Source organism: Chimaeribacter californicus, assembly GCF_002858675.1.
Classification (GTDB): domain Bacteria; phylum Pseudomonadota; class Gammaproteobacteria; order Enterobacterales; family Enterobacteriaceae; genus Chimaeribacter; species Chimaeribacter californicus.
On record NZ_PJZF01000031.1, the window covers coordinates 1 to 24,607 of the forward strand.

Sequence of the window (24,607 nt, forward strand, 5' to 3'; positions counted from 1 at the left end):
GTAAATGTCCGGCCGCTCATATAATCACCTCATTAGTTATGTCAGTTATAACCTCTGAGCGTGTCTAAATCTATTAAGCCACTACACAGACACGCTCCCGGCGTGGCTGCGACTCTCACGGGCATCCCTGCCCGTTCGCCCGGCCCTTCGTCTCCTCTCGGCAATGATTTTTACGCCCCCACCAGACTGCAAATGCTTGGCTATGTAAGGAAAGAGTAGGGGCGATTCTTTCTGTATTCCGCCCGCTTACCCGGCCCTTCGTCTCCACTCGGCAATGATTTTTACGCCCCCACCAGACTGCAAATCCTTAACTCTGTAAGGAAATAGTAGGTAAGAGTTTTTGGGCGTCCTGCGCGCTTACCCGGCCTTGCGGCTTCATTCGCCAACGTTTTTATACCGCCCTCAGGCTGCAAAACGCCTGGGTATCTCTTAAAACATCAGAAGAAGGCCGCGCTGCTGAAGCCGGTCAGGCCGGGGCATAAGTGGCGATTGTTGATGGAGTTCAAACAATCAGAATTCCCTATGGCTGTGGGCGTGATTTCTGTTGCGCTGCCTCAGCGCTTATCTCACATTAGTAGAACGTTTTACTAGAACGTTCTACTTACAATAACAGCGCGCGGTTGGCGCAGGGTTTGGGTGTGTTGCGGGGGAATAATGATGAGTCTGCTCTCAGGGTTCGTGAAGTCGCTGTCTAAGCTTTCAATGATCGGCCGGGCGTTGATGCTGCCTATCTCACTGTTGCCCGCTGCCGGGCTGTTGCTGGCGTTCGGGGATAAGCTCCACTTGCCGCTGATGATGAATGCCGGCGGGGTGATCTTCGATAACCTGCCGCTGCTGTTTGCTATCGGGTCGGCGGTGGGGCTGGCGTCGGAATCGGGCATCGCGGCGCTCTCGGCCGCGGTGTCGGTGTTTATCACCAACATCACCATCGGCACAGTGCTCTCCATCACCCCGGAAATGGCGGCGCAGGGCGGCAAATATGCCATGGTGGTCGGCATCCCGACCCTGCAGATGGGCGTCTTTGGTGGGCTTATCTGCGGTATCCTCGCCGCCTGGTGCTACAACCGCTTCCATACCATCCAGCTGCCGGAATTCCTCGGTTTCTTCTCCGGCAAACGCTTCGTCGCCATCGCTACCGCCGTCCTCTCCTTCCTGCTCGGCCTGCTGCTGCCCTACATCTGGCAGTACATCCAGTCCGGCATCGATGCGCTCTCGGTGGTGGTCAACGGCAATAATCAGGCGGCCTCTACTTTCATTTTCGGGCTGGTCGAACGCGCGCTGATCCCCCTCGGGCTGCACCACATCTGGTACCCCTCCTTCTGGTACTCGTTCGGCAGCTACACCACCCAGGCCGGGCAGGTGATCCACGGTGACCAGACCATCTGGTTCAAAATGCTGGAAGAGGGCGTCAAATCCTTCAGCAGCGACAGCTACCAGAACGCCGGTAAATTCATGCAGGGCGAATTCCCGCTGATGCTCTTTGCGCTGCCGGCCGCCTGCCTGGCGATGTACCACGAAGCGCACAGCAAAAATAAGAAAATTGCTGCCGGCATCCTCTTCTCGGCGGCGCTCACCTGCTTCCTCACCGGCATTACCGAACCGGTGGAGTTCACCTTTATCTTCGTCGCGCCGGTGCTTTACGTCTTCAACGCCATCATGGCCGGGCTGGCATACATGGGCATGTACCTGCTGCATGCGCATATCGCCAAATCCTTCTCTGCCGGGCTGATTGACTACATCTCCTTTGGGATTCTGCCGTCGTTTAACGGCTACCAGACCAACTTCCTCAACGCCATTATCATCGGCGTGCCGATGGCCCTGATCTACTACGTTACCTTCCGCTTCGTGATCCGCCGGTTTGACGTCAAAACACCGGGGCGGGCAGACGTCACCGCTGACGCCGCCGATAAAACGGATGATGAGCTGGCGAACGACATTATCGGCCTGCTGGGCGGGGCCGGTAACATCGACTCGGTAGGGGCCTGCATCACCCGCCTGCGCCTGGAAGTGACGCAGGGCGGGCAGGTCGATAAAGAGGGGCTGAACAGCCTGGGCGCACGCGGTGTGGTGTTTGTCGGTGACCGCGGCATCCAGGTGATTTTCGGCGCGCGGGCACAATTCATCGCCCAGCGGATGACGGCGGCCTTGGGCAAATAAGCGCAAATATCGCTGCGTTATCCCCGCCGGAGGCTTTATTCTGTGGGAATTATGGCGCGCGTTCAGGGAGGGGATGTGAAAAGGGTCAGCATCGTTGATGTCGCCAGGGAGGCGGGGGTGTCGGTGTCCACTGTGTCACTGGTGTTACGCCGGAAAGGGAAGATCTCTCCGGAGACCATTGCGCGGGTACAGGCGGCGATTGACGCGTTAGGCTATGTGCATAACGTGGCGGCGGCAAACCTGCGCGCCAATACCTCGAACCTGATTGGCCTGATTGTGCGCGATTTCAGCGACAGTTTTACCGTACGGGTGATGGAGAGTATCGTGCAGGCGCTGGAGGCGCAGCGGTATATGGTGTTTCTGGGGCAGCCGCAGGATGAGGGGGAGGCGCTGGACCGCTGCCTGTTGTCGTTTGCGCAGCAGGGGGTGGCGGGGGTGATTTATCTGGCCGCCGGTGCCTCCGCCGCGTTGTTGCCGGAGCAGATCCGCCGCTGCCCGCTGCCGCGGGTGGTGGTGTCGCAGTCAGCGCCGGACGATGCGGGCGATCTGGTCATGCGGGACAACCGGCAGGCGGCCGGGCTGGCGACGCGTTACCTGATTGAGCGCGGTCACCGGCAGATCGCCTATCTGGGCGGTATGGCGGAGGATCGCATCCGGCAGCAGCGGCTGCTGGGTTACCGGGGCGCACTGGCGCAGTACGGCCTGGTATTCCGGGAGGAGTTCGCGCCCGCGTGTGCTGAGAGCACGCAGGCGGCGAGTCTGGCGACGCGCCGGATGCTGGAGAAAAGCAACAGCATCACGGCGCTGCTCTGCCACTCCCCGAATGCGGTGATTGGCGGGATTGCCGGCATCCATCAGGTCGGGCGCACGCTGGGCAAGGATGTCTTCCTGACCCAACAAGTCGCGCTGCTGGGGTTTGAGGACATGCTGCACGTCAACCTCACTTCACCCTCTTTCACCTACGTCTCCTCCGCCAGCGACGAAGCGGGCCGCCAGGCCGCGGCCTTAATCCTGCGCAAACTCAGCGACCCGGATCTCCCCCCGCAACAGATCACCCTTTCCGGCCATTTGGTTATCCGGGAATCGGCCTGATGCCTGCCTGGAACGTTAAGGATGCGGGGTTGTGCTGACCGGGTGGAATGCGGCGCCCCATAGAACCCAAATCTGTTAACATGTTGTTATGTTATTAACGCTTCAGGCCACAGTACAATGCCGCAAATGACTCTTCATCTTTTGAATGCGCACGGGAAACTGACACCTTACGGTGAATGGCTTCCTGCCTGCCTGACGCAGACCTACGAACTCGCTAAAAAAATGATGCCGCTACCCTCTGTCGATGTGGTGGTAAAAACGGGTGCTTATGTCATCCCGGAAAAAGGGCATCTGGGATATTGCCCGGAGCCTGGCCTGGTGTATATCACTGTTAATCCTGAACATCCTGCCTTTTGTAAAAATGAAGATCGCGCGCTTGAGCGGATGTTTGCTCATGAACTGCACCATGCGGCAAGGTGGGCCGGGCCGGGGTACGGCGTTACCCTGGGCGAGGTGATGGTGTCTGAAGGGCTGGCCGGGCATTTTGCGCTTGAGCTTTTTGGAGGGCAGCCTGAGCCGTGGGAGCGCCTCCGTTCAGACCTGCTCCAACCTCATCTGCGGCAACTCAGTGAAAACTGGCATCGCACAGATTACGATCACAATGCATGGTTTTTCGGCACCCATGCTTTACCACGATGGCTGGGATATACCGCAGGGTTCAACCTGGTTTCTGCCTACCTTGCCGCCGCGCCGCATCAGCGGGCCTCAACGCTTGCGGCGACAGAGGCGGAGGCCTTCAGGGCATTTATTTAAGTGAGCACCGACGGGCTAAGGCCCATCAGGCATCATTGCCTCAGCGGGTAAAGGCAACGGGTGAGGTGAATCCTTCCTCCACTCCATAACGCAGAGGCCGCCTCCCTCCCCATAACGCAAATAACCCCCATTTCTCCCTCTTGTTCCCCCCATTACCCTGACTGAAATTTGTCATGCTACGCCTCAGATTATTCTGCCGTCATCCTGATGAGGAAGGCCGCCTTGGCTGAAGAGAGCGATCTCGAAAAAACCGAAGACCCCACACCCCACAGGCTTGAGAAAGCCCGGGAAAAGGGCCAGATCCCGCGCTCGCGGGAACTGACCTCCATCCTGATGCTGGGTGCCGGGATGGCCCTGTTGTGGATGGCCGGGGAGCCGATGGCCCATAAAATGGCCGCCATGCTCTCTTCAGGGCTGAACTTTAACCACAGCGTGGTCAGCGATGACAAACAGATCCTGCGCCAGATCGGCACCCTGCTGACCGGGGCGTTCTGGGCGATGTTGCCGATTTTTGGCGGGCTGGTGCTGATGGCGCTGGCGGCCCCCATGCTGCTGGGCGGGCTGCTGTTCAGCACCGAATCCCTGAAACCTAATTTTGGCCGCCTGAACCCGATTAGCGGGCTGGGGCGGCTCTTCTCCAGCCAGGTCGGGGCCGAACTGCTGAAGGCGATTTTGAAATCGGTACTGGTGGGCTTTGTCACCTGGCTCTACCTGATGCAGAGCTGGCCCGCCATGCTGCGGCTGATGGCCCAGCCGACGCTGCCCGCACTGGGTGAGGCGCTCGGCATGGTGGTGGGCTGCGCGATGCTGGTGCTGCTCGGGCTGCTGCCGATGGTGGGGTTTGACGTGTTCTGGCAAATCTGGAGCAACCTCAAAAAACTGCGCATGACGAAACAGGAGATCCGTGATGAGTTCAAGGAGAACGACGGTAACCCGCAGATCAAAGCGCGGATCCGTCAGCAGCAGCGGGCGATAGCCCGCCGCCGCATGATGGCCGATGTGCCGAAAGCGGATGTGATTGTCACCAACCCGACGCACTACGCGGTGGCATTGCAGTACAACGACAAGATGAGCGCGCCGAAAGTGCTGGCAAAAGGCGCCGGTGATATTGCCCTCAAAATCCGTGAGCTGGGCAACACCCACCGTATCCCGATGCTGGAGGCTCCGCCGCTGGCGCGTGCGCTCTACCGTCACAGCGAAATTGGTCAGCAGATCCCCGCCACGCTCTATGCGGCGGTGGCGGAAGTGCTGGCCTGGGTCTACCAGCTGAAACGCTGGCGCACCCAGGGCGGCCTGATCCCGAAAAAACCTGAACATCTGCCGGTGCCGGACGCACTGGATTTTGCAAAAGAGAGCACGTCGAATGGCTAATCTGGCCTCAATCCTGCGGTTGCCCGCAAACATGAAAGACTCACAGTGGCAGGCTCTGGCAGGGCCGGTTCTGATCCTGCTGATCCTGTCGATGATGGTGCTGCCGCTGCCGCCGTTCATCCTTGATCTGTTGTTCACCTTCAACATCGCGTTGTCGATTATGGTGCTGCTGGTGGCGATGTTCACCCAGCGGACGCTGGAGTTCGCCGCCTTCCCGACGGTGCTGCTGTTCTCCACGTTGCTGCGCCTGTCGCTTAACGTCGCCTCAACCCGTGTGATCCTGATGGACGGCCACACCGGCGCAGGCGCGGCCGGGCAGGTGGTAGAGGCATTCGGCCACTTCCTGGTGGGCGGCAACTTCGCCATCGGTATCGTGGTGTTCATTATCCTGGTGGTGATTAACTTCATGGTCATCACGAAAGGGGCGGGGCGTATCGCCGAAGTGGGCGCTCGCTTCGTGCTGGACGGGATGCCGGGCAAACAGATGGCCATCGACGCCGACCTCAACGCCGGGGTGATTGGCGAAGATGACGCGAAACGCCGCCGCCTGGAGGTGACGCAGGAGGCGGACTTCTACGGTTCGATGGACGGTGCCAGTAAGTTTGTGCGCGGCGATGCGGTGGCCGGGCTGATGATCATGGCGATCAACGTCATCGGTGGGTTGCTGGTGGGTGTGGTGCAGCACGGCATGGAGCTGGGCCATGCGGCCGAGACCTACACCCTGCTGACCATCGGTGATGGGCTGGTCGCCCAGATCCCGGCGCTGGTGATCTCCACCGCAGCGGGTGTGATTGTGACCCGCGTCGGCACCGATCAGGATGTCGGCGAGCAGATGGTGACCCAACTGTTCTCCAACACCCGGGTCATGGTGCTGAGCGCCGGGGTACTCGGCCTGCTCGGCCTGGTGCCGGGGATGCCGAACCTGGTGTTCCTGCTGTTCACCGCCGCCCTGTTGGGGCTGGCCTGGTGGCGACGCGGCCAGCCGCAGAAAGCGGCCGCAGCGGCCAACAGTGCAGCGGCTGCCGCGATGCCGGAAAGCCCGCAGACCGTGGAAGCAAGCTGGTCTGATGTTCAGCTGGAAGACCCGCTGGGCATGGAAGTGGGTTACCGCCTGATCCCGATGGTGGATTTCCAGCAGGATGGCGAGTTGCTGGGGCGTATCCGCAGCATCCGTAAAAAATTCGCCCAGGAGATGGGCTACCTGCCGCCGGTGGTACATATCCGCGACAACCTCGAACTGGCCCCGGCCAGCTACCGCATCCTGATGAAAGGGGTGGAAGTGGGGCGCGGCGAGGCGCATCCGGGCCGTTGGCTGGCGATTAACCCCGGCAATGCGGCCGGCAGCCTGCCGGGCGACGTGACGCAAGACCCGGCCTTTGGGCTGGCGGCGGTGTGGATTGAACCGGCACTGCGTGAGCAGGCACAGATTCAGGGCTTTACCGTGGTGGAGGCGAGTACCGTGGTGGCGACCCACCTGAACCATATTATCAGCCAGTACGCCAATGAGCTGTTTGGCCGCCAGGAAGCGCAACAGTTGCTGGACCGCGTAACGCAGGATATGCCGAAGCTGACGGAGGATCTGATCCCAGGCGTGGTGTCCCTTACCACGCTGCATAAAGTGTTGCAGAACCTGCTGGCGGAGCGCGTGTCAATCCGTGACATGCGCACCATTCTGGAGACGCTGGCGGAACATGCGCCGTCACAGCCGGATGCACAAGAGCTGACCACCGTGGTGCGTGTGGCACTGGGCCGCGCGATTACCCAGCAATGGTATCCGGGGTCGGGTGAGATTCAGATTATCGGGCTGGACACCCCGCTTGAGCGGCTGCTGTTGCAGGCGTTGCAGGGCGGCGGCGGGCTGGAGCCGGGCCTGGCAGATCGTCTGCTGGACCAGGCACGGCAGGCATTGCACCGCCAGGAGATGCTGGGCGCACCGCCGGTGCTGCTGGTGAACGCCGCACTGCGTCCGCTGCTGGCGCGCTTCCTGCGCCGCACGCTGCCGAACATGGTGGTGCTCTCTAATCTGGAGCTGAGCGATAACCGCCAGATCCGCATGACTGCGACCATCGGGGGCCAGTAATGCGCGCCCTGTTGATGACCACCTTGCTGATGCTGTTACCGGCCGGCGGGTTTGCTTCCGGCACCTGGAGTGCCGACAGCCGGGGGATTACGCTGCCGCTGCGCAACCAGGCGCTCAGCACCCCGGCGCTTTCCCCCCCGCCCAGCGCGCCGGTGGGGCAGGCGCTGATCGCCACCGTGAACTGGCGTTACCGCCTGCTCGGCCCGACCCCGGACGGCCTGCGGGTGCAGCTCTGCACGCTGCAACGCTGCACGGAGATAAACGGCCAGAGCGGCACCACCCATGGGCTGGGCGGCGAAGTCGCCAACCAGCCGCTGCGGATGATTTTCAGCGTCGCGGGCAAGGGGGTGTTGAACCCGCCATTGCGGGTGGTGGGGCAGGAGATACGGGTTAACTATCGGTGAGAGGGGGGCGCGGAAGCGCCCTTTTTCTTTTTTAAGGTGGTGGAAGGTTTCGGTTGTTTATGGGCGGTGGCATATTTCGGTTGTTTATGTGTAATTGTCTACTTGAGCACCTAAGCCTCAACCGAGCAGGGCGCGCCAGTGCGCTCGCCCTGCACCCGTGAAATAGAGTACGCGGTACGACGATGAATGGAGTAACGGGCGGTTTCTTTTTGATCGAGGTATGTTGCGTTGGCATACGCCCGGCTTTTTTCTGCAACCCCGCTGCCGCCACCGCGCAAGGGGCGCGTAGGCGCTCGCCCCTTGCATCCCCGCGCCCTGGGTGCTTCGGCAGAATTATTGCCCGCGTAGCGGGTTCCCTCCAGCGTCCTCCGGGCTTATCGGGCCGGGACAGACACGCTCCCAGCGTGGCTGTCCCTCTCGCGGGCGTCCTGCCCGCTCACCCGGCCCTGCGTCCTCGTCGGCAATAATTTAATGCCCCCACCGCTTCTGCAAATCCTTAGCTATGTAAGGAAAGAGTAGGGGAGGAATGCTTAAGCATCCCTGCCCGCTCACCCGGCCCTTCGTCTCCATTCGCCAATGATTTTTACGCCCCCACCAAACTGCAAGTTCTTGAGTATGTAAGGAAAGAGTAGGGGGTGATTTTTAGGTGATCGGTGTGCTCGCCCGGCCCTTCGTCTCCACTCGGCAATGATTTGCGTCTCTGGCGTCCTGTTTTATCTGCTGACGGGCAAACATTGTCATTTGTGATATGGCCTTTATTTTTGTGTGGATAACCTTTTGCAGCCGGACATTTTGCTTTCAAAATAGCTGGCGAAAGTGCCCGTAATGTTGGAGGGGCGCAGCAAGGAGATATCGATGCTATCTTGTTGTGCGCAAAGATAACTGGGGCAGAGGTGATCGGGAATGGAGACAGATAATGAAACAGAGACTCAAATTTGTTGGATTGGCTGCGTTATGGTGCAGTTTTACGCAAGGGGCAATGTTAACCGGCGCTAACGCCTGGTTTGAAGCGGAGTGTGCGGGGGAAAATGGTCAGCTGGAGACCGGGGAGCCGGTGCCCGGCGTCTTTACCGCAGGCGGTAGCCGGGTGGAATTTGAAGAGACGACGCTTGACGATATTCAGCGCCTGTTTGGCGGCACCCTTCAGGATAACGGCGAGAGTCGCTGGGTCTGTTATCAGGATAAACACGAGAACCGGGCCTATTGGTTTATCTCTTATTTACCCATGCAACATGGCCGGGTCTCATCGCTGGGGATCACACCACTCGCTAACCACAACCTTTGCGGGCAGCCGGTCAAACCGCTGCATATCACCGGCGTGACTCTCCCCGCACCCGGCGCGGATCTCACCGCCATTAATCATCATTTCCAGACAGCCATAAAGCCCGGCTCAAGCTGCGCCACAATTTTCCACAGCCGCGAGGCGGGGCAGTTCACCACGCTAAACAGCGTCTCCTATCGGTTTGAGCATGACCACGCCGTCAGTGTGATGTTCAGCCAGGTCACCACGAACTAGCCTACGCTCAAAAGAATCGCCCCTACTATTTCCTGACCTAGCTAAGGATTTGCAGAAGTGGTGGGGCGTAAAAACCATTGCCGAACGGAGCCGCAGATCCGGGTGAGTACACTAACCATCTAAAAAATCCCCATCTACTATTTCTTTACATACTCAATAACTTGCAGAGGTGGTGGGGGCGTAAAAATCATTGCCGAATGGAGACGCAGGGCCGGGCGAGCGGACAGGACGTCCGCGAGAGTCGCAGCCACGCCGGGAGCGTGTCTGCGGCGGCCCGATTAGCCCGGAGGCGAAATGAGGGAAGCCGCGAGAGCGGCCAATGATTCAGCCAAACCACCGAAAGTGCGCGGGTGCAGGGCGAGCGCACTGGCGCGCCCTGCTCGGTTGAGGCTCGGAAACCCGGGTAGACAAATACACATGAGCAACCGAAACCTTCCACCGCACACAAAAAACAAACTAAACCAAAACCCCAAACACAAAAAGCCCGCCATTTCAAAAATGGCAGGCCCTTCTTCCTACAGGGCTGCACCCGCCCCGCCCAACAAACGCTAAATAGAAATCTTCCGCATACTCACGCCGCGGCTGTGTGACTGGCCATTCGGCCCGTACAACGTCTGGCCGTGGTTGGCGCGCAGCACCGACATCGCCTGGTGATTGCGTGCCACCTGCTGCTCCAGCAACATACCGTTGTGCTGGTTACGCTGGTTCAGCGCGTCAGTGCAGGCCATAATCCGCTGCCACAGCGCAAACAGCGCCGGCACATTGCGGTAAGGCGCGCGCAGGCGCAGCGGTGCCTCGTGCTGCTTGCGGCAGCTGTCGAGGTAGCTCAGCGTGGTCAGCAGTGAACTTTTCTGCTCGGTAAGGCGTTGCAGTGCCACGCCATTCACCTGGCCGGCGCAGAGCTGGGCCTGTTCGGCCTCCATCACCGGTTGCAGTGCCTGCAAGGTTTCGAGCAGGCTGTTCAGCGTCTTGGGCAGGTCGTGCATGGTTTACCCCTTCAGGTAGTCCTGGGTGTCCTGCAACAGTGCGTCGGCAATTTTGCCGGTGTCCATTTTCAGTTCACCGTTACGGATAGCTTCTTTCAGCTGCTCAACACGCTGCATGTTCACATCCTGCGCGCTGTTGCTGGAAAGGCGGGCTTGTGCGCCGCTCAGGCTGACCTGGGTGCCTTTCACCTCGGCCGCGCCGGTCGCGGTGCTGGCTTTTGCTTTGGCGGATTGCACGCCGCTTTCATTAGGGTCGCGCGCCTGAACCTGGCTGATGCCGGACAGCGGCTGAGTACGATCAATGCTCATATAAATCTCCCATTCTGGCGGGAATGACGTCCTCTCACCCGCATAAAAAACTCTCTGTACCAGGATTATCGTCCCGGTCAGAGAAAACTTTAGGCTATCAGTATGCTTTTTTCCGAAAGCGGCGGCTACAACGTCAGGTGTACTGTGCCATCGGCCGCTACCGTCCCGCTGACCACCTGGCCGGACGCCATCCTGACCCGCACATTATCCGCAATGGCCGCATTGTTCATCGCCTTGCCGGCGCTGGAGACGTTAAAGCCGTTACCGCCCGCCACCACCTGCACCTCCTGGCCGGCCTGCACCTGCCAGGCGCGGCGGATCATGCTCAGCGTCAGCGGCTGGCCGATGTTAATGGCGCGCAGCGCCACCGCCCCCTGCACCTGCTGATCATCCTGCAGGGTGCGCGGCGGCAGGGTGTCCAGCCGCCCCTCTTTCTGTTGCAGATCCGTGGCGGAAAGCACCGCCCCGCGTGGGATGGCCCGGGCCGCGACCCAGTAGCGGCCAATCACCTGCACCTCCGTCTGCACAAAGCGGCGGGCATCCCCGCAGCGCACGGACAGCGAAATCATGCCCCAGCTGCGCCCGTTGTTCGGCAGCGCCAGTTGCGGGGCCGGGCACGCCGGCCACTGTGCTGCCGGGGTCACCACCCGCGTTTTCACCTGCATACCGCTCTGGGCATATTGCCGCTGGAAAAAGTCCGCAATCTGCGCATCCAGGGAGGCCGCCGCAGCGCCGGTAACAGGCAGCCACAGCAGGGCACACAGCCCCAGCAGCGGCGTCAGGGTAGGGAAGCGCACGGCAATCTCCTCATTCAGACCAGGTCGCCGCCACCTGGGAAAAACAGGGGGGCGGGCATAATTCGGAATTATCTTACGCGGTTTTGGTTGCGTTAAAGCAGAAAAATAGCGGCCGAATGTGTGCTTATTCCCACGATAGGGTAGCCACGCCCCCGACTATGCTGTCGGCTCCAAAATCTCATTTGCGGAGGACGCATGCTCGACAAACTGGATGCAGCGTTGCGCTTTCAACAAGAGGCGCTCAATTTACGCGCCCAACGCCAGGAAGTTCTGGCCGCGAACATTGCCAACGCAGACACCCCAGGCTACCAGGCCCGGGATATCGATTTCGCCAGCCAGCTTAATAAAGTGATGGAGCAGGGGCGGGTGAACGGCAGCGGCATGGCCCTGAGTGTGACGTCAGCCCGTCACATTGAAGCGCAGGCAAGCCAACCGGCCGATCTTGATCTGTTGTTCCGGGTACCGGACCAACCGGCCCTCGATGGTAACACCGTCGACATGGATCGGGAACGTACCAACTTTGCTGACAACAGCCTGAAGTACCAGACCGACCTGACCGTGCTCGGCGGCCAGATTAAAAGCATGATGTCTGTGCTGCAACAAGGATAACCCGCATGTCAATGCTCAGTATTTTTGATATTTCCGGCTCCGCGCTGGCCGCCCAGTCCCAACGGATGAACGTCAGCGCCAGTAACCTGGCCAACGCTGACAGCGTCACCGGCCCGGACGGCCAGCCGTACCGCGCCAAAGAGGTGGTGTTCCAGGTGCAGGCTGCCCCGGGGCAGGAGACCGGCGGCGTGCGTGTGGCACAGGTCGTGGATTCCAGCGCACCGGACAAGCTGGTCTACCAGCCCGGCAACCCGCTGGCGGACGACAAGGGCTATGTGCGCATGCCGAATGTCGACCCGGTTAACGAAATGGTCAACACCATTTCCGCGTCACGCAGTTATCAGGCCAACGTGGAGGTGCTCAACACCACCAAGTCCCTGATGATGAAAACCCTGACCCTCGGCCAATAACAGGAGCCGCCATGTCTGTTTTATCGTCCGTTAACGGCAGCACCGACAATACCGTTGTCGGTACCACCAGCAAAAGCAGCAGCACCTCCGCCAGCACCAGCGCGGATCTGCAGAACAACTTCCTGACCCTGCTGGTGACCCAGCTGAAAAACCAGGACCCGACCAACCCGATGGAAAACAGCGAGCTGACCACCCAGTTAGCACAGATCAATACCGTGAGCGGCATTGAGAAGCTGAACACCACGCTGGGGTCGATCTCCGGGCAGATCAACAGCAACCAGTCGGTGCAGTCCACCGCCATGATTGGCCACGGTGTGATGATCGCCGGTAACAGCATCCTGGCCGGCACCGCGGCTGACGGCACCGTCAGCACCACGCCGTTCGGCCTGGAGCTGGAGCGCGCGGCCGGCAGCGTGACGGCGACCGTGACAGACAGCAGCGGCAAAGTCGTCCGCACGCTGGATCTCGGCGCACAGACGGCAGGTGTCCACAGCTATAGCTGGGACGGCCTGCAGGCAGACGGCACCAACGCACCGGACGGCTCCTACTCCATCAGCTTCAACGCCAGCAGCAACGGCGAGCAGATGGTGGTACAGCCGCTGAAATATGCGCTGGTCAACGGCATTACCAATGACAGCAGTGGGGCGGTGCTTGACCTCGGCATTTCCGGCACCACGACACTGAGCGATGTGCGCCAGATCCTCTGACCCGGCGCATCACTTAACTTCGCCGCTTTTGGCGCGGCACCCCACACAGCACAGCTTTACGGAGCGAAATAATGAGTTTTTCTCAGGCAGTCAGCGGCCTTAACGCCGCCTCAAGCAATCTGGACGTCATCGGCAACAACATCGCCAACTCCGCGACCTCCGGCTTTAAATCGGCGTCGATCTCCTTTGCCGACATGTTCGCCGGTTCCAAAACCGGGATGGGCGTAAAAGTCGCCAGCGTCACGCAGGACTTCACCGACGGCACCACCTCCACCACCAACCGTGGGCTGGACGTGGCGATCAGCGGCAACGGCTTCTTCCGCCTGACGGACAGCAGCGGCGGCGTGTTCTACTCCCGTAACGGCCAGTTCACGCTGGATGAAAACCGCAACCTGGTGAACATGCAGGGCCTGAGCCTGACCGGCTACCCGGCAACCGGTACCCCGCCGACCATCGCGCAGGGCGCACAACCGGTGGCGCTGAGCATCCCGAACACCATGCTTTCCGCCAAGGCTACCAGCACCGGTTCCATGGTCGCCAACCTGAACTCCGGCCATGACGTGGTCACCACCACGCCGTTCAATGCCAACGACGCCACCAGCTACAGCTACGTCAACACCATCACCACCTATGACACGCTGGGCAACTCCCATGACATGAACGTCTACTTCGCGAAAACCGCGAACAACACCTGGGATGCTTACTCCGTGGACGGCAGCGTCAGCGGTGCCACCGCCAACAAGCTCGGCACCATGAACTTCTCCACCAGCGGCGCGCTGGTCAGCACCGTGGATGCCAACGGCAACGCCACGGCCACCGGCTCTACCTTCACGCTGCCAATGGGCGCGCTGAACGGGGCAGACGCGCAGACCGTGCAGCTCAGCATGGTAGGCAGCCTGCAACAGAACACCGGCACTGACAGCATCGGCACCCTGTCTCAGGACGGCTACTCCGCAGGCGACATGACCGGCTACCAGATCAACGATGACGGCACCATCACCGGGGTTTACTCCAACCAGCAAACCCAGCTGCTCGGCCAGATCGTGATGAGTAACTTCGCCAACACCGAAGGCCTGGAATCTGCCGGTAACAACGTCTGGCAGGCGACCCAGTCCTCCGGCCAGGCGATCACCGGCGTGGCCGGCGGCAGCGGCTTCGGCTCGCTGACCAGCGGCGCACTGGAAGCCTCCAACGTGGATCTGAGCAAAGAACTGGTCAACATGATCGTGGCACAGCGTAACTACCAGTCCAACGCCCAGACCATTAAAACTCAGGACCAGATCCTGAACACCCTGGTTAACCTGCGCTAACGCGCTGACGGATAGACGATGGATCACGCAATCTATACCGCGATGGGCGCGGCCAGCCAGACGCTCAACATGCAGGCGGTCACGGCCAACAACATGGCGAACGCCTCAACAACCGGTTTCCGGGCGCAGCTCAACGCGTTCCGCGCGGTACCGCTCGACGGCGACACCCTGCAAACCCGTACGCTGGTGGCCGCTTCCACCCCGGGCACCGACGACACCCAGGGGCCGCTGACCACCACCGGCCGCCCGCTGGATGTGGCCCTGCAACAGGATGGTTACCTGGCGGTGCGTCTGCCGGACGGTTCCGAGGCGTATACCCGCAACGGTGACCTGCAGATCAACGCCAACAGCCAGCTGACCGCCGGTGGGTTGCCGGTGATGGGCGACGGCGGCCCGATTGAAATCCCGCCTGCCGCCCAGGTGACCATCGCGGCCGACGGCACCATCACCGTACTGAATGCCGGTGACGCACCGAATACCACGGCGCAGATCGGCAAGCTGAAGCTGGTGAAGGCGCAGGCCGGTGAGCTGGAGCGCGGCGACGACGGCCTGTTCCATACCGCGGCCAACGGCCCGCAGGCCGGCGGCGCGCTGGCGGCTGACCCGCAGGTTCGGGTGATGCCGGGCGTGCTGGAAGGCAGCAACGTGAAACCGGTGGAGACCATGGTAGACATGATCGCCAACGCCCGCCGCTTCGAGATGCAGATGAAAGTCATCTCCAGCGTGAATGAAAACGAACAGCAGGCCAACTCGCTGCTTTCCCTGAGCTGATGCCGGGCACTAAGGACTTTTTATGATCTCTTCACTTTATATTGCCAAAACCGGGCTTGATGCCCAGCAGACCAACATGGACGTGATCGCCAACAACCTGGCGAACGTCAGCACCAACGGCTTTAAACGCCAGCGTGCGGTGTTTGAGGATCTGATGTACCAGACCATGCGTCAGCCGGGGGCCCTCTCTTCCGACCAGACCACGCTGCCGTCCGGTTTGCAGATTGGTACCGGTGTGCGCCCGGTGGCGACCGAGCGCCTGCACAGCCAGGGCAACCTGTCGCAGACCGACAACAGCAAAGACATCGCCATCAAAGGGCAGGGCTTCTTCCAGGTACAGATGCCGGACGGCACCCTGGCCTATACCCGTGACGGCTCGTTCCAGGTTGACCAGAACGGCCAGCTGGTGACCGCCAGCGGTTTCCAGGTGCAACCGGCGATCACCATCCCGGCCAACGCCCTGTCGATCACCGTCGGCCGTGACGGCATCGTCAGCGTGACCCAGCAGGGGCAGACCGCCGCCCAGCAGGTCGGCCAGCTGACCCTGAGCACCTTTATTAACGACAGCGGCCTGGAAAGCGTGGGGGAAAACCTCTACCAGGAGACGCAGAGTTCCGGCGCACCCACCGAGAGCACCCCCGGCCTGAACGGCGCGGGCCTGCTCTATCAGGGCTATGTCGAGACCTCCAACGTCAACGTGGCCGAGGAGCTGGTGAACATGATCCAGACCCAGCGCGCTTATGAAATCAACAGCAAGGCGGTCTCCACCTCTGACCAGATGCTGCAGAAACTGACGCAGCTCTGACAGGGCGCCGGGCGCAGGCCCGGCAGACTGACACTCACTCAAACGAAGGTTCGATACCGTGGTGAAACTGAAACATCCGCCGGCCGCCGTGTTGCCGGCACTGCTGGCGCTGGCCCTGACCGGCTGTGCTTATATCCCGCACGACAATCTGGTCCAGGGCGCGACCACGGCATCCCCGGCGCCGGTCAGCGCGCCTGCGCCGAACGGCTCCATCTTCCAGGCGGTGCAGCCGATGAACTACGGCTACCAGCCGCTGTTCGAGGATCGCCGGCCGCGCAACGTCGGCGACACCCTGACCATTGTGTTGCAGGAGAACGTCAGCGCCAGCAAAAGCTCCTCCGCCAATGCCAGCCGCAGCGCCTCCACTTCCTTCGGGTTCGACACGGTGCCGCGCTACCTGGAAGGGTTGTTCGGTAATGCCCGTGCGGCGGTGGACACCTCCGGCGACAACACCTTCAGCGGCAAGGGGGGGGCGAATGCCAACAACACCTTCAGCGGCACGCTCACCGTTACCGTGGATCAGGTGCTGGTGAACGGCAACCTGCACGTGGTGGGTGAGAAACAGATCGCCATCAACCAGGGCACGGAGTTCATCCGCTTCTCGGGCGTGGTTAACCCACGCACCATCAGCGGCCAGAACGCCGTGGTCTCCACCCAGGTGGCGGACGCCCGCATCGAATACGTGGGCAACGGCTATATCAACGAAGCACAGAACATGGGCTGGATGCAGCGGTTCTTCCTTAACCTGTCACCGCTTTAAGGCGACCGGCCGGCCCCCCGGGGCAGATGCAGATGTTACGCCCTTCGGGGCAAAAGCAGGTTTACGCCCCGCAGGGGTAAAAGAGAGCGCCCTGGCGGGCAAATGAGGTTTCAGATGCGAAAACAACGAGTGATGGGTTTACTGTTGGCTGCGGCCATGCTGTGTGCCGGCCCGGCCAACGCGGAACGGATCCGCGACCTGACGACCGTGCAGGGTGTGCGCGACAACGCCCTGATCGGTTACGGGCTGGTAGTGGGGCTGGACGGCTCCGGCGACCAGACCATGCAGACGCCGTTTACCACCCAAAGTTTGAACAACATGCTTTCGCAACTGGGCATCACGGTACCGGCCGGCACCAATATGCAGCTGAAAAACGTGGCCGCGGTGATGGTTACCGCCAAGCTGCCGCCGTTCTCCCGCGCCGGGCAGGGCATTGATGTGGTGGTCTCCTCGCTGGGTAACGCCAAAAGCCTGCGCGGCGGCACCCTGCTGATGACCCCGCTCAAAGGCGTGGACAACCAGGTGTACGCGCTGGCGCAGGGTAACGTGCTGGTAGGCGGCGCCGGTGCCTCGGCGGGCGGCAGCAGCGTGCAGGTGAACCAGCTGGCCGGTGGCCGCATCACCAACGGCGCGACCATTGAGCGTGAACTGCCGACCACCTTCGGCAGCGGCGGCACCCTGAACCTGCAACTGAACGAAGATGACTTCGCCACCGCGCAGGCAGTGGCCGACGCCATCAACCGCCAGGGTGCGGGCAGCGCCACCGCCCTCGACGGCCGCACCATTCAGGTACTGGTGCCGCAGGGCAGCAGCGCACAGGTGCGATCGCTTGCGCAGATCCAGAACATCAACGTCAACCTCGGCCCGCGTGACGCGAAAGTGATCATCAACTCCCGCACCGGCTCGGTAGTGATGAACCGCGATGTCACCCTCGACAGCTGCGCCGTGGCGCAGGGCAACCTGTCTGTGGTGGTGGATCAGCAAAACCAGGTCAGCCAGCCGGATACCCCGCTGGGCGGCGGCCAGACCGTGGTGACGCCAAACACCCAGATCTCGGTACGCCAGCAGGGCGGATCGCTGCAACAGGTGCAGTCCAGCCCGAGCCTGAACAACGTGGTGCGTACCCTGAACGCACTGGGTGCCACGCCGATCGACCTGATGTCGATTCTGCAGGCGATGAAAACCGCCGGTTGCCTGCGCGCCGATCTGGAAATTATCTGATGAGCGAACTGAACAGCCTCTCCGGCGCCGCGTATGACGCGCAGGCGCTGAATGACCTGAAACGGGATGTCGGCAAAGACCCGAAAGCGCACCTGAAACAGGTGGCGCAGCAGTTCGAGGGGGTGTTTGTCACCATGATGCTGAAAAGCATGCGCTCGGCCCTGCCGGAAGGCGGCCTGCTCAGCAATGACCAGACCAAACTCTACACCTCAATGTATGACCAGCAGGTCGCCCAGGAGATGTCGAAAAAAGGGCTGGGCATGGCGGACATGATGGTGAAACAGCTCGGCGGCAGCAACGGTGCGCCCAGCGAAGCCGCCGGCACGGTGCCGATGGCGCTCGACAAAGAGGTGCTCAACACCCTGCCGGTGCAGGCGCTGGAACAGATGCTGCGCAAATCGGTGCCGAAAATGCCGGCACCGAGCGCCACGCCGGTGGTGGTTGCGCCGAAACTCTCCGGCGACAGCGGCGAGTTCGTGTCACGCCTCAGCCTGCCCGCGCAGATGGCCAGCCAGGAGAGCGGCATTCCGCACCAGCTGATCATGGCGCAGGCGGCGCTGGAGTCCGGCTGGGGTCAGCGCGAGATCCCGACCAAAGACGGTACGCCGAGCTACAACCTGTTCGGCGTCAAGGCCGGCAGCAACTGGGATGGCCCGACCACCGACATCACCACCACTGAGTATGAGAACGGCGCGGCGAAGAAGATCAAGGCGACTTTCCGCGTCTACGGCTCCTACGTTGAGGCGATCAGCGACTACGTGCGGCTGCTGAGCAAAAACCCGCGTTACGCCGCCGTGGCCGCGGCCGACACGCCGGAGCAGGCGGCCCACGCCCTGCAAAAAGCGGGCTACGCCACCGACCCGAACTACGCCAGCAAACTGGTGAGTGTGATCCAGCAGATCAAGGGGGCGGGTGCGCAGGCGGTGAAAGCCTACACCCACGATCTGGGTTCCCTGTTTTAACCGCAACGGCCGTGAGAAATCATGGCCGTTGTGCCTTTTAACTCAAGTTTTTTCATTAATTGCCGATAACCCAGACAGGCCGGGCAGGAGACCCTTTCCCGGCACCGTTTATCATGCGACCGGTACAGACGAGGCCGCCGGCAACAAGGAACCGACATGTCCAATAATTTAATTAACACGGCGATGAGCGGGCTGAACGCGGCACAGGCGGCCCTCAGCACTGCCAGTAACAACATCAGTAACGTGACCACCGCCGGCTATAACCGCCAGACGGCGGTCATTTCGCAGAACACCGGCACCAACACCGCGCAGGGCTACATCGGCAACGGCGTGGTGACCAACGGCGTTAACCGCGAATATAACCAGTTCATCGTCAACCAGTTGCGTTCGGCCTCGACCACCAACAGCGCGCTCACCTCCTATTACAACCAGGTGTCGCAGATTGATGACCTGCTGTCTGACAGCACCAACAGCCTCTCCACCACCATGCAGACCTTTTTCAGCAACCTGCAAAGCATGGTCAGCAACCCGGGTGATGACGCGGCACGCCAGACAGTGCTCGGCAGTGCCCAGGGGCTGGCGAACCAGTTCCAGAGCACCGACAAATACCTGAAAGACATGGAGAGCGGCGTTAACCAGCAGATAAGCGACAACGTCGATCTGGTGAATAACTACGCCAAACAGATCGCCACGCTGAACAGCCAGATCTCCCGCGCACGCGGCGCAGCCGGCAGCGAGCCGAATGCCTTGCTTGACCAGCGTGACCAGCTGGTGAGCGAGCTGAATGATGTGGTGGGCGTCAGCGTCACCCAGCAGGACGGCGACACCATGAACATCTCGGTGGCCGGCGGCCTGATGCTGGTGCAGGGCAGCAACGCCTACAGCCTGGAGGCGGTACCCTCCAGCAGCGACCCAAGCCGCCTGACCATCGGTTACAACCGCGGCAACGGCACCAATGAAGTGCCGGAGAGCCAGCTCACCACCGGGACGCTCGGCGGCCTGCTGACCTTCCGCAGTGACTCTCTTGACCCGGCGCGTAACCAGCTGGGCCAGCTGGCCGTGACCATGGCCGACCAGTTCAACCAGATCCACGAAGCCGGGTATGACCTCGAAGGCGACGCAGGCGGGGCGTTCTTCAGCTTCACCGGCCCGACCACCCTCGGCAACGTGAAAAACAGCGGCACCGCAGACATGACGGCGGTCTACACCGACACCACCAAGGTGCAGGCCAGCGACTATACACTGAAATACAGCGGCAGCAGCTGGAGCGTGACCCGCGTCTCTGACGGCGCCGCCATCAGCGCCACCAGCGGCACTGACAGCGACGGCAACCCGAGCCTGAGCTTTGACGGCGTCTCGGTGAGCGTCAGCGGTACCCCGGCCACGGGTGACAGCTTCACGCTGAAAACCGTGAGCAACGCGGCGGGCAGTTTTGAGGTGGCGATCACCGACTCCAGCAAAATTGCCGCGGCCTCTGAATCCACCAGCGGCGTGAGCGACAACCGCAACGCGCAAAAGCTGCTGGATTTGCAGACCAGCAAAGTGGTGCAGGGCAAGACCACCCTGTCCGGTGCCTACGCCAGCCTGGTGAGTGACGTCGGCAACCAGACCAGCACCGCGGAACTGAACAATACCACCCAGGGCAACATCGTCACCCAACTGACTGCCCAGCAACAGTCCATCTCCGGCGTGAACCTGGATGAAGAGTATGGCGATCTGCAACGTTACCAGCAGTACTACCTGGCTAACGCGCAGGTCATCCAGACTGCCGGCACCATTTTCAATGCGCTGATGGACCTGCGCGGCTAACAGATAAGGAACGGCACCATGCGTGTAAGTACCAGTATGCTTTACCAGCAAAATATGGACGGCATCTCCAACAGCCAGAGCAAGTGGCAGGCGAGCGGTACCCAGCTCTCCACCGGCCTGCGCGTGAATAAGCCGTCTGATGACCCGATGGCCGCCTCGCAGGCGATCCAGGTGAACCAGGCCGAGTCGCAGAACAAGCAGTACGCGCTGGCCCGTGATTTCGCCAATAACAACATGAGCCTTGAGGAGTCGATCCTCGGCAACGTCACCAGCACCATCCAGAGCGCGCAGAGCGTGGTGGTGAACGCCGGTAACGGTACGCTGAGTGACGACGACCGCGCCTCGCTGGCGACCCAGTTGCAGGGGCTGAAAGATCAGCTGCTTAACCTGGCCAACACCAGCGACGGCAACGGACGCTATATTTTCGCGGGCTACGCCAGCGACAAAGCGCCGTTCGTCAGCGCAGGTGACGGCACCGTGCTCTACCACGGCGGCTCACAGGCGATTGAGCAGAAAGTGGATGCCAACCGCACCATGACCGTGAGCCACACCGGTTCGCAGGTGTTCTTGTCCGTGACCAGCAACGCCAAGCCGGAGCCGGACGGCAGCACGCCGGAAAGTGATGTGTTCGCCACCCTGGATTTCGCGCTCACGGCGCTGAATGACAGCAGCATCAGCAGCGAAGACCTGAACACCGCACTGGATAAAACCAACCGCGGCCTGAGCAACTCGCTGAACAATGTGTTGTCGGTACGTTCTGAACTCGGCACCCAGATGAACGAGCTGGACACGCTCGACAGCATCGGTGACCAGCGCAGCCTGACCAACAGCACCCAGCTGAGTAATTTGCAGGACACCGACTGGAACGCGGCCATCTCCAGCTACAGCATGCAGCAGGTGGCGTTACAGGCGGCGTATAAGACGTTCAGTGATATGCAGGGGATGTCCCTGTTCCAGCTTAACCAGTAGTTTTTCTCTCTGTCCGCCGGGCGCGGGCAGTTTTTTTTCAGGCCTGTGTAACGCAGTGCCTGTTTGGGTGTGCCGCCGTTCTGTCTAAGGTTGCGGCGGCATGCCTCTTTTTCTTCCTCTCCGCCCACTTTTCAGCCAAATATCACCAGCAGCAGCGGGAACAGGAACGGCGCAATCAGCGACGTGATGATGCCGCACAACACCAACGCCAGTGAACTGAACGCCCCTTCCTGATAATCCAGTTCGGCCGCCCGCGCCGTACCCAGCGCATGGGACGCCGTGCCCATCGCCAGCCCGCGTGACGCCTTGGTGCGGATCTTCAGCAGGTTCAGCAGGCTATGGCCCAGCACCGCACCGAGCACCCCGACAAAAATCACGCACACGGCGCTGATCGCCGGGATGCCGCCAATCGACTGCGACACCGCCATGGCAATCGGCGTGGTCACCGATTTCGGCAGGATAGACGCCGCCACCTGCGGCGAGGCCCCCATCCACAGCGCAATCGCGGTGCCGGTACACATCGCGGTGACACTGCCGATAAAGCAGATAGTGATGATCGATTTCCAGCGGGCGCGGATCTGGTGCAGTTGCTCATAGAGCGGGAAGGCGAGCGCCACCACCGCCGGTTGCAGCAGATCATTCAGGATTTTGCTGCCGGCAAAATAGCGCGCGTAAGGGGTGTGGGTCAGCAGCAGCAGCGGGATGATCACCGCCATCGACACCAGCAACGGGTTAAGCAACGGCATCCTCAGCCGGGTAGCCAGCTTGCGTGCAGCAAAAAAGACACCCACCGTGAGCGGCAGTGACCACCAGATTTCACCCATCATTTCTCCTCCTCAGCGGCATCATCCGTGCCGACCAGCGGCCGCTCGCGGTGCACATAGTGCGAGGAGCAGGCCACCACCACCATCACAATCAGCGTGCTCACCATGCAGGAGACCACCAGCGGGCCGAACTGGGCGCGGATCTGGTCGTAATAGTTCATTACGCCGACGCCAATCGGCACAAACAGCAGCGCCATGTAGCGGATCAACAGATGGCAGCCGGGCTTGACCCAGGCGGCCGGCAGGATCTGCAACGACAGCAGGAAAAACAGGATCAACATGCCGAGGATACTGCCGGGGATCGCCAGCGGCAGCAGGGCTGCTAGGGCGTTACCCGCCCACAGGCAGAGGTAGATCGCCAGAAAGGCGCGGAGGAATTGCCAGCAAAGCGTGAGGAGGTGGCGCATAACGGGTTCCTGAAGGTCTGATGTATTCATCATACAATTAAATCCATAATTGGGCTATAGATCACATGATGTCAGCCATGGCAACTGCCCTAAGCGTAGTGGAAGTTGGCTCGCAGGATTACCGCATCCGGGTTGCCAAGCGCCCCCTGCCACCGCCACAATACCGGTATTGTCTTTTTAACACGTGAATATGCCGTTTTGACTATGCCTGATCATTGCCCTGCTGACGCCCATTCTGCCCCTGTTATGCCCCCGCCGCCTGCCGGGCTGGCGCGTACCGCCTCGCTGGTCTCGCTGCTGGTGGCGTTGATTCTGGTGAGTATTAAGTTATGGGCCTGGCTGGCCACCGGCTCGATGGCGCTGCTGACCTCGGCAGCGGACGGGCTGGTGGATGTGCTCGCCTCACTGGTGACGCTGGTGGGGGTACGGTATGCGCTGCGCCCTGTTGACAAGGGGCACCGCTACGGCCACGGCAAAGCGGAGGCGGTAGCGGCGTTTATTCAGGCATTGCTGCTGACGGCCGCCGGGGTTGGGCTTGGGATCGAGTCCGGCGGGCGGTTGCTGAACCCGCAGCCGCTGGCGCAACTGGGGCTGGGGATCTGGGTGATTATTGCCAGCACCTGCGCCGCGGGCGGGCTGGTACTGATGCAGACTTATGTGGTGAAGCGCACCGGCTCAACGGCGATTGCCGCTGACCGGGCGCACTACATCACCGACGTGGCGGTGAACGTGGCGGTGCTGGTGGCGCTGTTGCTTGATCACCTGTTTGGCTGGTCGCGGGCTGATGCCCTGGGCGCGCTGGGGATTTCGTTTTACATGTTATGGAACGCCCGCGGCATGGCCGCCGACGCCCTGAAACAGTTGCTGGACCGGGAACTGGACGCCGCTGACCGCAAACGCATCCGCGCCGCCGTGCTCAGCTGCCCCGGAGTGCAGGGGATTCATGACCTGCGCACCCGCAACGGCGGCGACCGGGTATTTGTGGAGTTTCATGTTGAAGTGGATGGCGCGCTGACCGTGGACGTCGGGCATGACATCGGCGACGCCGCCGAAGCGGCGGTACGGGGGCTGTTCACGCGTGCGGATGTGACGGCACACCTGGAGCCTGCCGGGATAGTGGATGAGAGATTGGATGATTTACTTAAGTAGGGGGGCGGCCTGGCGCGGCGGCCGCAGGTATAGTGGCTTGTTTCGGTGGTTCATGTGTCGTTGTCTACCGAGCCTTCCAGAGCCTAAAAATAGCTGAAGTGGCATGTTTCGGTTGTTCATGTGTCGTTGTCTACCCGGCCTACTGAGCCTCAACCGAGCAGGGCGCGCCAGTGCGCTCGCCCTGCACCCGCGCACTTTTGGTGCACCGGCAGAATTATTGCCCGCTCCCGCGGGTTCCCTCCAGCGTCCTTCGGGCTTATCGGGCCGGGACAGTGTAGTGGTCCAGTTATTTAGGACACGTTCAGCGGTTTTATTTTCTGCCTTTCTTTCTCGATGGGCGACAGCCCATCGTTACTGCGATGAGGTCTTATCCGGTTGTAATAACCTGTCAGATAAAGTCTCACATCCTGCTCTGCCTCTTCATCATTC

Annotated in this window: 24 protein-coding genes; 19 read left to right on the top strand and 5 right to left on the bottom strand. The window is 61.1% G+C overall.

Annotated elements, in window-relative coordinates:
* Positions 1-657: 657 nt before the first annotated feature.
* The 7 genes from CYR55_RS21910 (at position 658) to CYR55_RS21940 (ending at position 9,373) form a co-directional block, all read left to right on the top strand.
* Positions 658-2,157: a PTS transporter subunit EIIC gene (locus CYR55_RS21910; RefSeq protein ID WP_101818458.1), complete on the top strand. Its 1,500-nt coding sequence runs from the start codon at positions 658-660 to the stop codon at positions 2,155-2,157.
* Positions 2,158-2,232: 75 nt separating this feature from the next.
* On the top strand, positions 2,233-3,249 hold the full coding sequence (malI, locus tag CYR55_RS21915) for a Mal regulon transcriptional regulator MalI (RefSeq protein ID WP_101818437.1): 1,017 nt from the start codon (positions 2,233-2,235) through the stop codon (positions 3,247-3,249).
* A gap of 117 nt (positions 3,250-3,366) precedes the next feature.
* Positions 3,367-4,002: a DUF2268 domain-containing putative Zn-dependent protease gene (locus tag CYR55_RS21920; RefSeq protein WP_101818438.1), complete on the top strand. Its 636-nt coding sequence runs from the start codon at positions 3,367-3,369 to the stop codon at positions 4,000-4,002.
* A 222-nt stretch (positions 4,003-4,224) separates the two neighbouring features.
* The gene (gene flhB, locus CYR55_RS21925; protein WP_101818439.1) at positions 4,225-5,373 is read left to right on the top strand and encodes a flagellar biosynthesis protein FlhB; all 1,149 of its coding nucleotides are present in this window, start codon (positions 4,225-4,227) and stop codon (positions 5,371-5,373) included.
* Positions 5,366-7,453: a flagellar biosynthesis protein FlhA gene (gene flhA, locus CYR55_RS21930; protein WP_101818440.1), complete on the top strand. Its 2,088-nt coding sequence runs from the start codon at positions 5,366-5,368 to the stop codon at positions 7,451-7,453. The genes flhB and flhA overlap by 8 nt, the downstream gene beginning before the upstream one ends.
* The gene (locus tag CYR55_RS21935; RefSeq protein ID WP_101818441.1) at positions 7,453-7,857 is read left to right on the top strand and encodes a flagellar protein FlhE; all 405 of its coding nucleotides are present in this window, start codon (positions 7,453-7,455) and stop codon (positions 7,855-7,857) included. The genes flhA and CYR55_RS21935 overlap by 1 nt, the downstream gene beginning before the upstream one ends.
* 916 nt (positions 7,858-8,773) lie before the next feature.
* Positions 8,774-9,373: a hypothetical protein gene (locus CYR55_RS21940; protein WP_146001020.1), complete on the top strand. Its 600-nt coding sequence runs from the start codon at positions 8,774-8,776 to the stop codon at positions 9,371-9,373.
* A gap of 548 nt (positions 9,374-9,921) precedes the next feature.
* Here CYR55_RS21940 and CYR55_RS21945 read toward each other — a convergent pair.
* The 3 genes from CYR55_RS21945 to flgA form a co-directional block, all read right to left on the bottom strand.
* The gene (locus CYR55_RS21945) at positions 9,922-10,359 is read right to left on the bottom strand and encodes a flagella synthesis protein FlgN (RefSeq protein WP_101818443.1); all 438 of its coding nucleotides are present in this window, start codon (positions 10,357-10,359) and stop codon (positions 9,922-9,924) included.
* A gap of 3 nt (positions 10,360-10,362) precedes the next feature.
* Positions 10,363-10,668: a flagellar biosynthesis anti-sigma factor FlgM gene (gene flgM / locus CYR55_RS21950; protein ID WP_101818444.1), complete on the bottom strand. Its 306-nt coding sequence runs from the start codon at positions 10,666-10,668 to the stop codon at positions 10,363-10,365.
* A 125-nt stretch (positions 10,669-10,793) separates the two neighbouring features.
* Entirely contained in the window at positions 10,794-11,465 is a 672-nt protein-coding gene (gene flgA / locus CYR55_RS21955; RefSeq protein WP_241522204.1) for a flagellar basal body P-ring formation chaperone FlgA, read from the bottom strand.
* Positions 11,466-11,660: 195 nt separating this feature from the next.
* On the opposite strand from flgA, the gene flgB reads away from it, so the two are divergent.
* The 11 genes from flgB to flgL all read left to right on the top strand — a co-directional run bounded on the left by flgB (position 11,661) and on the right by flgL (position 21,798).
* Positions 11,661-12,074, top strand: coding sequence for a flagellar basal body rod protein FlgB (gene flgB, locus CYR55_RS21960; RefSeq protein WP_101818446.1), 414 nt, complete (start codon positions 11,661-11,663; stop codon positions 12,072-12,074).
* A gap of 5 nt (positions 12,075-12,079) precedes the next feature.
* Positions 12,080-12,484, top strand: coding sequence for a flagellar basal body rod protein FlgC (gene flgC / locus CYR55_RS21965; RefSeq protein WP_101818447.1), 405 nt, complete (start codon positions 12,080-12,082; stop codon positions 12,482-12,484).
* A gap of 11 nt (positions 12,485-12,495) precedes the next feature.
* On the top strand, positions 12,496-13,191 hold the full coding sequence (gene flgD / locus CYR55_RS21970) for a flagellar hook assembly protein FlgD (protein WP_101818448.1): 696 nt from the start codon (positions 12,496-12,498) through the stop codon (positions 13,189-13,191).
* 71 nt (positions 13,192-13,262) lie between these two features.
* On the top strand, positions 13,263-14,501 hold the full coding sequence (gene flgE, locus CYR55_RS21975) for a flagellar hook protein FlgE (RefSeq protein ID WP_101818449.1): 1,239 nt from the start codon (positions 13,263-13,265) through the stop codon (positions 14,499-14,501).
* An 18-nt stretch (positions 14,502-14,519) separates the two neighbouring features.
* Positions 14,520-15,272, top strand: coding sequence for a flagellar basal body rod protein FlgF (locus CYR55_RS21980; protein WP_101818450.1), 753 nt, complete (start codon positions 14,520-14,522; stop codon positions 15,270-15,272).
* Positions 15,273-15,294: 22 nt separating this feature from the next.
* Positions 15,295-16,077, top strand: coding sequence for a flagellar basal-body rod protein FlgG (gene flgG / locus CYR55_RS21985; protein WP_101818451.1), 783 nt, complete (start codon positions 15,295-15,297; stop codon positions 16,075-16,077).
* 61 nt (positions 16,078-16,138) lie between these two features.
* The gene (locus CYR55_RS21990) at positions 16,139-16,837 is read left to right on the top strand and encodes a flagellar basal body L-ring protein FlgH (protein ID WP_101818459.1); all 699 of its coding nucleotides are present in this window, start codon (positions 16,139-16,141) and stop codon (positions 16,835-16,837) included.
* A 114-nt stretch (positions 16,838-16,951) separates the two neighbouring features.
* A complete protein-coding gene (locus CYR55_RS21995; protein WP_101818452.1) occupies positions 16,952-18,058 on the top strand; it encodes a flagellar basal body P-ring protein FlgI in 1,107 nt (368 codons plus the stop codon).
* Complete coding sequence (gene flgJ, locus CYR55_RS22000) at positions 18,058-19,020, top strand: flagellar assembly peptidoglycan hydrolase FlgJ (protein WP_165699647.1); 963 nt, start codon at positions 18,058-18,060, stop codon at positions 19,018-19,020. The genes CYR55_RS21995 and flgJ overlap by 1 nt, the downstream gene beginning before the upstream one ends.
* Positions 19,021-19,176: 156 nt before the next feature.
* Positions 19,177-20,829: a flagellar hook-associated protein FlgK gene (gene flgK, locus CYR55_RS22005; protein WP_101818453.1), complete on the top strand. Its 1,653-nt coding sequence runs from the start codon at positions 19,177-19,179 to the stop codon at positions 20,827-20,829.
* An 18-nt stretch (positions 20,830-20,847) separates the two neighbouring features.
* Positions 20,848-21,798 carry a flagellar hook-associated protein FlgL gene (gene flgL / locus CYR55_RS22010; protein WP_101818454.1) on the top strand — a complete coding sequence of 317 codons (951 nt, stop codon included), beginning with the start codon at positions 20,848-20,850 and terminating at the stop codon, positions 21,796-21,798.
* A gap of 131 nt (positions 21,799-21,929) precedes the next feature.
* Here flgL and CYR55_RS22015 read toward each other — a convergent pair whose 3' ends face one another.
* Both CYR55_RS22015 and CYR55_RS22020 read right to left on the bottom strand, forming a co-directional pair.
* Entirely contained in the window at positions 21,930-22,625 is a 696-nt protein-coding gene (locus CYR55_RS22015) for a CidB/LrgB family autolysis modulator (protein ID WP_101818455.1), read from the bottom strand.
* On the bottom strand, positions 22,622-23,029 hold the full coding sequence (locus CYR55_RS22020; protein ID WP_101818456.1) for a CidA/LrgA family protein: 408 nt from the start codon (positions 23,027-23,029) through the stop codon (positions 22,622-22,624). The genes CYR55_RS22015 and CYR55_RS22020 overlap by 4 nt, the downstream gene beginning before the upstream one ends.
* 246 nt (positions 23,030-23,275) lie before the next feature.
* On the opposite strand from CYR55_RS22020, the gene CYR55_RS22025 reads away from it, so the two are divergent.
* Positions 23,276-24,178 carry a cation diffusion facilitator family transporter gene (locus CYR55_RS22025; RefSeq protein WP_101818457.1) on the top strand — a complete coding sequence of 301 codons (903 nt, stop codon included), beginning with the start codon at positions 23,276-23,278 and terminating at the stop codon, positions 24,176-24,178.
* Positions 24,179-24,607: the final 429 nt, after the last annotated feature.